This is a genomic window from Methylobacterium gregans, assembly GCF_022179245.1.
Lineage (GTDB): Bacteria > Pseudomonadota > Alphaproteobacteria > Rhizobiales > Beijerinckiaceae > Methylobacterium > Methylobacterium gregans.
This window is the reverse complement of the sequence record NZ_BPQM01000146.1, coordinates 1-11187: the sequence shown is the minus strand read 5'-3', so window position 1 is coordinate 11187 and position 11187 is coordinate 1. Positions and strand designations below refer to the sequence as shown.

The 11187-nt window shown below is 71.8% G+C and carries 11 protein-coding genes and 1 pseudogene; 3 read left to right on the top strand and 9 right to left on the bottom strand.

The window, feature by feature from the left end; genetic code table 11:
* The 3 genes and pseudogenes from MFF54_RS24515 to MFF54_RS24505 form a co-directional block, all read left to right on the top strand.
* Window positions 1-142, top strand: a pseudogene (locus MFF54_RS24515) (glycosyltransferase family 1 protein); the annotation flags it as partial.
* On the top strand, window positions 139-813 hold the full coding sequence (locus tag MFF54_RS24510; RefSeq protein ID WP_238306815.1) for a class I SAM-dependent methyltransferase: 675 nt from the start codon (window positions 139-141) through the stop codon (window positions 811-813). The pseudogene MFF54_RS24515 and the gene MFF54_RS24510, both read left to right, overlap by 4 nt.
* A gap of 207 nt (window positions 814-1020) precedes the next feature.
* Window positions 1021-1590, top strand: a complete 570-nt coding sequence (locus MFF54_RS24505) for an NAD(P)H-dependent oxidoreductase (RefSeq protein WP_370880201.1) — start codon at window positions 1021-1023, stop codon at window positions 1588-1590.
* Window positions 1591-1599: 9 nt separating this feature from the next.
* Here MFF54_RS24505 and MFF54_RS24500 read toward each other — a convergent pair whose 3' ends face one another.
* The 9 genes from MFF54_RS24500 to MFF54_RS24460 form a co-directional block, all read right to left on the bottom strand.
* Window positions 1600-1911: an oxidase gene (locus tag MFF54_RS24500; RefSeq protein ID WP_238306814.1), complete on the bottom strand. Its 312-nt coding sequence runs from the start codon at window positions 1909-1911 to the stop codon at window positions 1600-1602.
* Between the two features lie 7 nt (window positions 1912-1918).
* Window positions 1919-2578: a cytochrome c oxidase subunit 3 gene (locus MFF54_RS24495; RefSeq protein WP_238306813.1), complete on the bottom strand. Its 660-nt coding sequence runs from the start codon at window positions 2576-2578 to the stop codon at window positions 1919-1921.
* Window positions 2575-4254, bottom strand: coding sequence for a cytochrome c oxidase subunit I (locus MFF54_RS24490; RefSeq protein ID WP_238306812.1), 1680 nt, complete (start codon window positions 4252-4254; stop codon window positions 2575-2577). The genes MFF54_RS24495 and MFF54_RS24490 overlap by 4 nt, the downstream gene beginning before the upstream one ends.
* Window positions 4251-5255: a cytochrome c oxidase subunit II gene (gene coxB / locus MFF54_RS24485; protein WP_238306811.1), complete on the bottom strand. Its 1005-nt coding sequence runs from the start codon at window positions 5253-5255 to the stop codon at window positions 4251-4253. Before coxB ends, MFF54_RS24490 begins: the two co-directional genes overlap by 4 nt.
* Complete coding sequence (locus MFF54_RS24480; RefSeq protein WP_238306810.1) at window positions 5252-5719, bottom strand: hypothetical protein; 468 nt, start codon at window positions 5717-5719, stop codon at window positions 5252-5254. The genes coxB and MFF54_RS24480 overlap by 4 nt, the downstream gene beginning before the upstream one ends.
* Window positions 5716-6849: a hypothetical protein gene (locus MFF54_RS24475; RefSeq protein ID WP_238306809.1), complete on the bottom strand. Its 1134-nt coding sequence runs from the start codon at window positions 6847-6849 to the stop codon at window positions 5716-5718. Before MFF54_RS24475 ends, MFF54_RS24480 begins: the two co-directional genes overlap by 4 nt.
* A complete protein-coding gene (locus MFF54_RS24470; protein ID WP_238306808.1) occupies window positions 6846-7385 on the bottom strand; it encodes a c-type cytochrome in 540 nt (179 codons plus the stop codon). The genes MFF54_RS24475 and MFF54_RS24470 overlap by 4 nt, the downstream gene beginning before the upstream one ends.
* On the bottom strand, window positions 7382-9400 hold the full coding sequence (locus tag MFF54_RS24465; RefSeq protein WP_238306807.1) for a quinol:electron acceptor oxidoreductase subunit ActD: 2019 nt from the start codon (window positions 9398-9400) through the stop codon (window positions 7382-7384). The genes MFF54_RS24470 and MFF54_RS24465 overlap by 4 nt, the downstream gene beginning before the upstream one ends.
* 3 nt (window positions 9401-9403) lie before the next feature.
* The coding region (locus MFF54_RS24460) for a 4Fe-4S dicluster domain-containing protein (protein ID WP_238306806.1) at window positions 9404-11187 on the bottom strand (1784 nt) is incomplete at its 5' end.

The following is an 11187-nucleotide window of genomic DNA, read 5'->3' as shown; positions in this document are numbered from 1 at the left end:
GGCGCTCGCCCGCCTCGCGGCCGACCCGGGCCTCGTGGCCGGGCTGGGCCAGGCGGCGCGCGCGCGCATCCTCTCCGGCGGCTTCACCGAGGCGGCCGTGGCGGCGGCCGTCTGCGGCATCTACCGCGAGCTCCTGGCATGAGCCGCATCACCCCGGAGAGCGCGAGGACGTTCATCCTGGCCCACACGGCGCTGCGCCCGGTGCCGCACGCACCCGAGATCCGGCTCCACGTCGCCGACGAGGCCACCGCGCTCTGGCAGAAGACCGAGGAGGAGCTGGAGGCGATCGGCCTGCCGCCGCCCTTCTGGGCCTTTGCCTGGGCGGGCGGACAGGCGCTCGCCCGCTACCTCCTCGACAACCCGGACCTCTGCGCAGGCGCGCGGGTGCTCGACTTCGCCTCGGGCTCCGGCCTCTGCGCGATCGCGGCGGCGCGGGCCGGTGCCGCGCGGGTGCTCGCCAGCGACCTCGACCCCTTCGCGCTGCCGGCGATCGCGCTCAACGCCGCGGCGAACGGCGTGGCGGAGCGGATCGCCGCGACGGCCGAGGACCTGATCGGGCGCGACCCGGAGGCCGACCTCGTGCTGGCGGCCGACATCTTCTACGAGCGCGACCTCGCCGCCCGGGTCGGCGACTGGCTGGGCGATCTCGCCGCGCGCGGCACGCGGGTGCTCGTGGGGGATCCGGGCCGCTCCTACCTGCCGCGCGCGCGTCTGGACCCAATCGCGAGCTACCGCGTCCCGGTGACGCGGGCCCTGGAGGATGCGGAGATCAAGCAGAGCCACGTCTGGCGCTTTCGCGATCGGGCTCCCTGATCTCGCGCCGGGACAGGGCGGGTCTTTCGGTTTCCCGGCATGAACCATCTGGCTTAACGGCCCGGCCAGAACCATCTGGCACTGTACGGATCGGCGGCCGGTCCGAGCTTTGCACATCGGGCTCCGCGCGTCACAACGGGTGCCCCGAACCCGCCGTCGCAGCCCTCAAGCCCAGGGGTCGTCTCGGGCAGACCGGAGGTTAGCCGAGTGTCCCTGCCCCGCGTCGTCGCCTTCTCGGCCAGCGCCAGCCGGCCCTCCCGCACCCGCGGCCTCGTCGAGGCGGTGGCGGCCGATCTCGCCCGCGTGCGCCGCATCGATCTGGCGGTGTTCGACCTCGTGGACGCGGGCGCGGGCCTCGTCGTGGCGAGCCGGGAGGAACTGCCCCTGCCGGCCAAGCGCATCGTCGAGGCGATCGAGGATGCGGACGCGCTGATCGTGGGCACGCCGGTCTACCAGGGCTCCTACGCGGGTCTGTTCAAGCACGTCTTCGACTTCGTGCGCCCGGAGGCGCTGCTCGGAAAGCCCGTGGCGCTCACCGCCACCGGCGGGGGCCTGCGCCACGCGCTCGTGGTCGAGCACGCCCTGCGCCCGCTCTTCGGCTTCTTCGCCGCCCATATCGCACCGACCTCGGTCTACGCGGGCAGCGCCGAGATGGAACAGTACCGCGTCTCGGACCCGGCGCTCGCCGAGCGCGTGCGCGCGGCGGCGGGGGAGCTCGCGGCGCTGATCGAGGTGGGGCGGGCGCGCACGGGACAATCCTCGGCGCCCGCGGCGTAGGGCGGCGCGTCAGCGCGCCAGGTAATCCGTCAGCGTCATCCCGACCAGGATGGCGACCCAGAAGAAGCCGAGCACGCTGAAGAGCTTTACCAGCGGCGGCTCCGTCCGCACCTCCATCGAGACGAGCAGGATGAGCGCCACCATCACGCTCACGACGGCCATCTCCAGGGCCCAGGTGTAGGCGAAGGGCACCGTGACCCCGAGCGCGACGTTGACGGCCAGCAGCGCCAGGAGCGCCAGAAAGGTCAGGACCGGCTTGCGCATGTGGCGCCGCAGGAGCGCGCGGTCCTCGGACGAGAGAGCGTGGATCGGGTTGCGCATCGTCGCCCTACCGGTTGACCACGTAGAGGATCGGGAAAGCCAGGATCCAGACCAGATCGATGAAGTGCCAGTACAGGCCGTAGACCTCGATCCAGTTCTGGTGCCGGCCGAGGAACCCGGGCTTGGCCGCCTTCCAGGTCATCCCGAGCAGGATCGCGATACCGGTGAACAGGTGCAGCGCGTGGAGGCTGGTCGCCACGTAGTACAGGTTCACGAAGAGCCGCGAGGCCGGGCTCTGCGCGAGCTCGTAGGGCCGCCCCGACAGGAACGGCATCATGTGCTCCTGATAGTCGGCGTAGTACTCGTAGCCCTTGAGTACGAGGAACAGGGCGCCGAGCGCGGCGGTGGCGAGCATCGCCCGCACCATCGCCCGCTGCCAGCCCATGCGCGAGAATTCGATCGCCATCGACATGGTGAGGCTGGAGCAGATCAGCACCACGGTGTTGACCGCGCCGATCCAGAACTTGAGGTGCCGCGCGGCCTCGACCGTCGCCTCGGGGTGCTCGATGCGGGTGATCAGCGCCACGAGGAACAGGGCGGCGAAGAGCAGGAGTTCGGTGATCAGCCACGCCCAGATGCCGAGCGTCGCAGCGTAGCGCTGCTGCGCCACGCTGTCGAAATGCTCGGCGCGGGCGACGCCGACGCCCTCGGGCAGCGCCTCGCTCATCCGTGCTGGCTCCGGGCTTCCTGGGCCTGGATCGGGTAGTCGTAGGGGATCTTCGGCACCTGCGGATCGCCCAGGAAGTTGTGGGTCGGCGGCGGCGAGGCCGTCTCCCATTCGAGGCCCTTGGCGTCCCAGGGATTGGCCGGCGCCTTCCGGCCGAACCAGAGCGAGTAGACGAGGTAGAGCATCGGGAAGAGGTAGCCCGCCGCCAGGATGGTGGCGCCGGCCGAGGAGAGGATGTTGAGGAGCTGGAACTCGGGTGGATAGGTCGCGTAGCGCCGCGGCATGCCGAGATAGCCGAGGATGAATTGCGGGAAGAAGGTGACGTTGAAGCCGATGAAGATTAGCACCGCCGAGATCCGGCCCCAGGCCTCGACGTACATCCGCCCCGTGAATTTCGGCCACCAGAAGTGGAGGCCGCCGAGGAACGCCAGCACCGTGCCGCCGACCATGATGTAGTGGAAGTGCGCCACCACGAAGTAGGTGGCGTGGACGTGCTGGTTGACGGCGAGCGTCGCCAGATAGAGCCCCGTCAGGCCGCCGAGCACGAAGAGGCCGATATAGCCCATCGCGTAGAGCATCGGCGTGTCGAGCCTGAGCCGGCCCTTATGGATCGTCGCGGTCCAGTTGTAGACCTTGACCGCCGAGGGCACCGCCACCGCGAAGGACAGGACCGAGAAGGCGAGGCTCGCCAGGTCGCTCTGCCCGTTGACGAACATGTGGTGGCCCCAGACGAAGAAGGTCACGGAGGCGAGCCCGATCGACGCGTAGGCGACGAAGCGGTAGCCGAAGAGCTTCTTCTGGGCGAAGGCCGGCACGATCTCGGAGATCACCCCCATGCCGGGCAGGACCATGATGTACACGGCCGGGTGCGAGTAGAACCAGAACAGGTGCTGGAACAGCACCGGGTCGCCGCCGTAGGCCGGGTCGAACACCCCGATGTGGAAGGCGCGCTCCATGATGAGTAGGATCAGCGCCGTGGTGATGACCGGCGTGGCCAGCAGGAAGATCAGGCTGGTGGCGTAGTGCGCCCAGACGAAGATCGGCAGCTTGAACCACGTCATGCCGGGCGCCCGCATGGTGTGGATCGTGACCACGAAGTTGAGCCCCGTCAGGATCGACGAGAAGCCCACGATCGTCACGCCGATGAGCGCGGGCAGCACCCAGCTGTTCGAGAAGGCGGTCGAGAGCGGCGCGTAGAAGGTCCAGCCCGTATCGACCCCGCCCAGCACCACCGAGACCATGGTGAAGAGGGCGCCCCCCATGAAGATGTACCAGCTCGTCAGGTTGAGCTTGGGGAAGGCGAGATCCTTCGCCCCGATCATCAGCGGGATCAGGAAGTTGCCGAAGGTCGCGGGGATCGAGGGGATGAGGAAGAACCACACCATCACCACCCCGTGGATGGTGAAGGCCTTGTTGTAGGTGTCGTTCGTCATGATCGCGCCGTTCGGCACGATCAGCGCGAGGCGGACCACGCCCGCCGCCACCGCGCCGATGACGAAGAAGGCGGTGATCGAGGCGAGGTAGAGGATCGCGATGCGCTTGTGGTCGGTGGTGAGGAACCACGAGCGCAGGGTCGATTTCGCGTGCAGGTAGTCGGCGTGGCGGCCGAGCGTGGCCTCGGGCGCGTGCGGCTCGCGGCTCGCCACCTCGCCCTCGACGGTGCCGGATGCGCTCATGGCGTGGCTCCTTGCGCGGATCCTTGGGTGGATCCCTGGGCGGCGGGGGCGCCCGCGGCGGCGCGCATGTCGGATTTGAGGTAATTGATCAGGCGGGTGAGGTCGTCGTCCGGGACCTTGCCGGCGTAGCTCGGCATGATCTGCTTGTAGCCCTCGGCCAGCCGATTGCCGTTGGGGTTCAGGATTTTTTCGCGGAGGTAGGTATCGTCCGCCACCCGTGTGGTGCCGTCCGCGAGCTTCACCTCTCGGCCGTAGAGGCCGGCGAGCCGCGGCGCCCGGATCTGCGAATCGGCGTTGTGGCAGGTCCCGCAGCCGTAGGCGTTGTAGACCGCGAGCCCGGCCGCGGGGCCGGATTGCTGCGCGCCCCCGTGCGTCAGCCATTCCTGGTAGTCGCCCGGCTCCATGAAGGTGATCCGGCCCTCCATCAGAGAGTGGTCCGTGCCGCAATATTCCGAGCAGTAGAGGTGATAGGTGCCGGCCCGGTCGGCCTTGAACCACAACTCGGTGTAGCGGCCGGGGATCGCCGCCACCTGCATGCGCACCGCCGGCAGGTAGAGGGCGTGGATCACGTCCTGGCTGATGATGCGCAGTTTCACCGGCTGGTTGATCGGCACGTGCAGGTCGTTGATCTCCGACTGGCCGGTCGGGTGCTGGAACTTCCACATCCATTGCCGGCCGATCGCCTCGATCACCATGGCGTCGGGCGGCGGGTTCTTGGAATGGACGAAGAGGCGCGCGCCCCAGGCGAAGAAGATCAGGGTGAGCGCGAAGGGGATCAGCATCCAGCTGATCTCGACGAGGTTCGAGCGGATGCCGCTGGGCTCGCGGTCGGCCTCCTGGCCGTCGCGGTAGCGCAAGGCGAACCACGTGATCGCCAGGAAGACCGGCACGGTCAGAGCCAGCGTCAGCACCGTGAAGGCGAGGATCAGGTAATCGGTCTCGACGGCCTTGGCCGAGACCGCCGCCGGCCAGAGTTCGAGGGCGGAGTGGTGCGGGGTCATCGGGCAGGATCCAGCGGCCGGCCGGTCACCAGCTCCATGGCGCGGTCGATCGGGATGCGGGCGCGGCCCGCCTGCGTGAGGGCGTAGCCGTCGAGGCGGCCGCGCTCGTCCGCGCGCTCGCGGGCGATGTCCCTGTAGGGATCGGCCTGCAGGTTCGGCGGTGGGGGCTTCAGCGCGGCGGTCTGCTGCGGGGTGAGCGCGGGCAGTTCCCGGCGCTGGCCCGCCGCGAAGGCGTGCATCAGCCAGAGCATCAGGCCGACCGCGACGAGCGCCGAGAGCGCGAGCCCGGCCATGACGAGGCCGGTCTTGCGGACGTCGACATCCTCGGTCTCGTAGCCAGGCCCGGCGCGGGGCGCCTCGGGCCAGTGCGCGGGCCCGGGGTCGGGCGCCGGGGAGCGGCGGCGACCGAGGCCGGAGAGGATCGCCTGGATCAGGCCGCCGGGAGCCTTGCGCACCTCGCTCATGCGGGCACCCTCCTGCCCGCTTCGCTGGTGCCCGTTTCGCGGGTGCTTTTGGGACCACGGGGGTGCGGCATCCGCGCCAGGGGGCGCAGCGCCGTGGCGAGGCAGAGGATGCCGAGCGCGGCCAGCAGGTCGCCCGCCGTCAGGGTGAAGCGGTCGCGCAGGGCCGGCGTGACGAGCCAGAACATCTCCACGGCATGCAGGACGACGACGAGGCCCGCGAGCACCCGGGTGGTGGGCCGGCCCGGCCGCAGGGTGGCGAGCGCCGCGGCGAGGACGGCCGCGCCGGCCATCAGCGCGAGCCCGCGCCCGGCCCAGCCGCCGCGGGCGAAGTACCAGCGCACCTCGTCGGGGAGGTTGGCCGACCAGACGATCAGGAACTGCACGAAGTGCAGGTAGGCCCAGAGCGCCAGCAGGACGGCCAGCGGCACCAGCCGGTCGCGGCCCGCCGCCGCGCGACCGCGGCCGACCGGGGCCGGTTCCTCGGGCGCCCGCAGGATCGCGGCCGCGAAGGCGAGGCCGCTCCACGCCGTCAGCACGAGCAGGCCTTCCAGGCTGGAGCCGAGGCGCGGGTCGAGGGAGCCGACGAGATCCGTCACCGCCAGCGTGCCGACGACCGCGTGCAGGCCGACGCCCGCGGCGGTGCGGCCGTCGCGGGGCCCGAGGGGCGCGTCGCGGAAGCGCGCGGCGAGCCAGACCCAGAGACCCAGATAGGCGACGACCCGCAGGCAGAAGCCCGGCAAGGTGAACCAGAGCCGGCCGAGCGGCGTGTCCGGCGGGGCGTCCGCCCAGGGATAGAGGAGCGGGGCGGCGGCCAGCAGGGGCAGGCCCAGGATCGCGGCGGCCGGCATCAGCCCGAGCAGGCGGCGCAGGCTCAGCGCGATCTCGCCCTCGCCGCGGTCGTGTGCGCTGAGGCCGAAGCGCTCCAGCGCCACCGCCACGGGCAGCGCGCCGGCCGCGAGCCCGAGCAGGACCAGCCAGGCGGCGAGGTAGGCGCCGGCGGCCTCGCGCCAGCCGGCCGCGAGGACGGCGAGCGCGAGCGCCGCGAGGCCGGCGAGGCCGAGCGGCAATGGGCGCGCGAGCCGCTGACCGAGAGTACGCTTGCCGAGAGGACGTTTGGCGGGGCGGCTCATCGGGCGGCCTCCAGGCGGGCGCGGTCCTCGGCGGGCAGGCCTGAGACCTCGGCGCCCTGGCTGAGCTGGAGCGCGCGCAGATAGGCGACGATCGCCCAGCGGTCGGCGGACGGGATCATCTGCGCCATGCCGAACATGGCGCGGTGGCCCTCGCCGATGGCGCGGTAGAGCTCGGCGGCGGTGGCCTGCCGCAACCGGTCCGCGGCGAGGTTGCCGGCATGGGGGAAGCCGCGCTGCACCACGATGCCGTTCCCGTCGCCGGAAGCGCCGTGGCAGGGCGTGCAGAAGATGCCGTAGCGCTCCCGGCCCCGCTCCAGCAGCGCGGCGGTGATCGTCGCGGGCTGGGGCGCCGCCGCCGCCGGATCCTGACGCGGCACCGTGCCGGGCACCGGATCGCGCATGGTCATGGCCTTGGCGAAGTAGGGGTTGCGGTCCCAGGTCCGGGCCTTGGGCTGCTCGGCCATGTTGGCCTCCTCGCAGCTCGCGAGCGCCAGGAGGATCGCCAGGAGTCCCGTGAGGCGGACGATCCGGGTCATCGCGGGATCCGCCGGATCTCGAGGGGCCGGCCGGCACCGGCCGGGAGCGCGGCGAGCCGCCGCTCGATCCGCTCCGCGTCGAAGCCCTCCCCTCGCGCCTCCACCGAGAGGAAGAAGCGGTCCTCGCTGGCCCGCAGGAAGCCCGGGATGTTGAAGGCCGGGTGGTTGAGGCGCGGCAGCCGGTTCAGCACCAGCAGCGCGAGGTGGATCGCCACCACCCCGCTCATCATGGCGAAGGCGAAGCTCGGCACCACGAAGGAGGGCCAGGAGAAGCGGGGCCGCCCGCCGATCAGGAAGACGTAGTGGTAGGCGCTGGCGTAGACGCACATCCCGTAGAAGCCGAGGCCGCCCGCGAGGGCTCCGCCGAGCGCGTAGGGGCGTAGGGTGCGGGTCTCCAAGCCCAAGGCTCGGGTGACCCGCGGCATCGGCACCGGCCCATGCCCGTCGAGATGGACGTCGCGGCCGTTGCGGGCGGCGGTGAGGTTCGCCACCGCCTGGGCCGCGGCAGCGAGCTCCCCCTCCGAGGCGAAGCTGGCGCTGACGCCCCAGAGCGGCGTGCCGGCCTCGACCGTGTCCGGGTCCGGCTCGGCGGCCGGGTCGGGGCGCGCCGTCTCCTGCGCCGCCCGGGCGACGGGGGCCTGCGCGAGAGCGAGGCGGCGCGTCTCGGTGATCGAGACCGCCGGCAGGTAGCGCAGGAACAGGAGGAGCAGCACGAGGAACAGGCCGACCGAGCCCGCGAAGGTCGTGATGCCCCAGACCGTCTCCCGGAAGGGCTCGTGGGCGGCCGGCAGGAAGTTCTGCCCGAGGGTCACGAGCAGCACCATGACGTGGTCGGCATAGGCCCCGATCGCCACGAGGACGCCGACGCCCGCGATGACCAGCGGCGCGCGGCGCGCCCGCTCGGACCAGAACACCTGCGCGGGCAGGAGCAGGCAGGCGAGCACGGTCCAGAAGGCGGCGGCGTGCTCGCCGGTGACCCGGCGGGCGAGCACGCCGCGCGCGTAGGAATCCCCGTGCAGGAAGGTCGAGAAGAACTCGGTGGCGTAGCAGTAGAGGCTGGCGCAGCCGAGGCCGAGGAGGAGCCGGGCGAGGAGCCCGAGATGGCGCTCCGTCACCAGCGCGTCGAGGCCATAGACCGCCCGGATCAGCACCACGACCGCGCCGGTCAGCCCGACGCCGGAGAAGACCGCGTTCACCAGGAAGGTGACGGGCAGGATCGTGTCGTGCCAGCCCGGCATCACGGAGCCGGCGAACATCACCGAGGCGCCGGTCTGCACGCAGACCACCAGCATCACGCCGAGCAGCGCGATGGTGCGGTAGGCCTGCGACCAGAGCTGCCAGTGGGCGGCCGACCCGCGCCAGCCGGAGGCGAGCAGGCCGTAGGTCAGCGCCCGCCCCATCGCGAGGCCGCGGGTCAGGGTGCGCGCCTCGCGCTGGCGCATCGCGTCGGCGTATGCACGGTCGCGGAGCGCGGCGAGATCGGGCAGCAGGCCGATGAACCAGAGGCTGACGCACACCACCAGGAAGGAGACGATGTCGATCGCGTCCCAGACCAGCGCCGAGCGGAACTGCGGCCAGAGCGAGAAGGTGTTCGGGTAGGGCAGGTTCCAGTAGAAGTACCAGGGCCGGCCGAGATGGATGATCGGGTAGAGCCCGGCCGCGCAGGTGCAGAGCAGGGCGACCGTCTCGGCGATCCGGTTGACCGCCCCGCGCCACTCCGCACCGAGCAGCAGCAGCGTGGCGGAGACCAGCAGGCTGCCACAGGCCGCCCCGATCCACCAATCGTAGCTCGCGATGTCGAGCGCCCAGACGACGGCGTTGTTGTTGCCCCAGACGCCGACGCCCTCGAAGAGCAGCCAGAACAGGGACGCGGCGAAGACCGCGAGCAGGCCCAGCGCCGCCGCGAAGGCGATCCACCAGCGCCGGCCGAGCGGGTGCCGGATCGGCACGGCGGTGACCGTGCGGCCGATGCCGGCGAGCGTCTCGCCGGGAGGGATCAGGGCGGCGTCGGCCACGCGTCAGCCCTCCTTTTCGGGCGATTGCCCGGGCGATTGCTCGGACGGAGGCGGCGCCTTCTGCCCGTCCGCCGGGGCGAGGCCCGCGAGGTAGGTGGTGCGGGGGCGCGTGTTGAGCTCGCCCAGGAGCGCGTAATGGCGCCCCTCCGCGCGGGCCCGCGCGACGCGGCTCTCCGGATCGGCGATGTTGCCGAACACGATCGCCCGGGTCGGGCAGGCGTTCTGGCAGGCGGTCTCGACGGCGCCGTCGGGGATCGCGGCGTGGGCGTCCTTGGCCGAGTCGATCCGGGCGGCCGCGATCCGCTGGATGCAGTAGGTGCACTTCTCCATCACCCCGCGGGCGCGCACCGTCACCTCGGGGTTGTTGCGCTGCTGCAGGACGGCCGGCTGGTCGCCCGTGTAGTCGAGATAGTTGAAGCGCCGGACCTTGTAGGGGCAGTAGCTCTGGCAGGTGCGGGTGCCGACGCAGCGGTTGTAGACCTGCAGGTTCAGGCCCTCGCTGTCGTGCAGCGTCGCCTCGACCGGGCAGCCGACCTCGCAGGGCGCCTGCTCGCAATGCATGCAGGGCACCGGCTGGAAATGGGTCGCGGGCTCGTCGAGGCTGCCGGCGTAGTAGCGGTCGATCCGGATCCAGCCCATCCAGCGGCCGCGGGCGACCTCGTCGCGGCCGACCACCGGGATGTTGTTCTCCGACTGGCAGGCGGTGACGCAGGCGTTGCAGCCCGTGCAGGCGTCGAGGTCGATCACCATGCCCCAGGCCGCCTTCGCGCCGCGATCCTCGGAGGACGGACCGTAGAAGCTCGGCAGGCGGGCGGACGCGTCCTCGCCCACGGGCTCGGCGCCCTCCGCCTGCACGCGCACGAAGTCGTGCCCCTGCATCGTGCCGAGATCCTGCGTGGTCGCCGGCATCCGGCGCTCGCCCGTCCTGGCGAGCTTCGCGCCCTGCAGGCGCCAGGGCGTGTCGGCCGGGCGCAGGCGGTTGGCGTCGTAGCCGAGGCCGCGGGAGAGGTGGTCGGGCACGTTGCGGCCGTAGCCGAGGGTGAGCGTCACGGTCTCCTCGGCCTGCCCCGGCAGGATCCAGGCCGCACCCTCGATCCGGGCCGCGCCGGCCTCGACCGCGACGACGTCGCCGGTGGCGATGCCCTCCCGCTCGGCGAGCGCCGGGGAGATCAGGACCACGTTCTCCCAGACCACCTTGGTGAGCGGCTTGGGCAGTTCCTGAAGCCAGCTCAGATCCGCGTGCGTCCCGTCCCACACGGTCGGGTCCGGCCGGAACACCACCTCGATCCCCGTGGGGGCCGCCGGGGCCGCGGCGGGCGCGGCGCCGGTGAGCGCGACCGTCTCGGCCGGGCTCGCGCTGTCGGGCAGGAAGCCCAGGCGCAGGGCCTCGGCGAAGCGGGCCTCGAACGCGGCCTCGTCCTCGCCGGGGCGGCGCAGATGGGCCTTGAGCAGGCCGAGCCCGTCGCGCATCTCGCCCTCCAGCAGGAAGGAGAGCATCTCGTGGATCGTGCGGCCCTCGTGCAGGGGCGCGATGGTCGGCTGGATCAGACCGACCGTGCCGTCGAGGGAGCGCGCGTCGCCCCAGGATTCGAGCGGGTGGGCGAGCGGCAGGTGCCAGTCCGCGTGCGCGCCGGTCTCGTCGTAGTAGAGGCCGGCGTGGATCTTGAGCGGCACCCGCTCCATCCGGCGGGCGAAGTCGAGGCCGCCCGGCGCCTCGTAGACCGGGTTGGAGCCTAGCACGATCAGGGTCTCGACCGCGCCCCGCTCCATCGCCTCGGCGAGTTCCG

Excerpts from the sequence above, each read along its gene's own strand:
- MFF54_RS24510 (WP_238306815.1), top strand. The coding sequence starts at position 139 with ATGAGCCGCATCACCCCGGAGAGCGCGAGGACGTTCATCCTGGCCCAC.
- coxB (WP_238306811.1), bottom strand. The coding sequence starts at position 5,255 with ATGACCCCGCACCACTCCGCCCTCGAACTCTGGCCGGCGGCGGTCTCG.
- MFF54_RS24475 (WP_238306809.1), bottom strand. The coding sequence starts at position 6,849 with ATGAGCCGCCCCGCCAAACGTCCTCTCGGCAAGCGTACTCTCGGTCAG.
- MFF54_RS24490 (WP_238306812.1), bottom strand. The coding sequence starts at position 4,254 with ATGAGCGCATCCGGCACCGTCGAGGGCGAGGTGGCGAGCCGCGAGCCG.
- MFF54_RS24480 (WP_238306810.1), bottom strand. The coding sequence starts at position 5,719 with ATGAGCGAGGTGCGCAAGGCTCCCGGCGGCCTGATCCAGGCGATCCTC.
- MFF54_RS24500 (WP_238306814.1), bottom strand. The coding sequence starts at position 1,911 with ATGCGCAACCCGATCCACGCTCTCTCGTCCGAGGACCGCGCGCTCCTG.
- MFF54_RS24470 (WP_238306808.1), bottom strand. The coding sequence starts at position 7,385 with ATGACCCGGATCGTCCGCCTCACGGGACTCCTGGCGATCCTCCTGGCG.
- MFF54_RS24495 (WP_238306813.1), bottom strand. The coding sequence starts at position 2,578 with ATGAGCGAGGCGCTGCCCGAGGGCGTCGGCGTCGCCCGCGCCGAGCAT.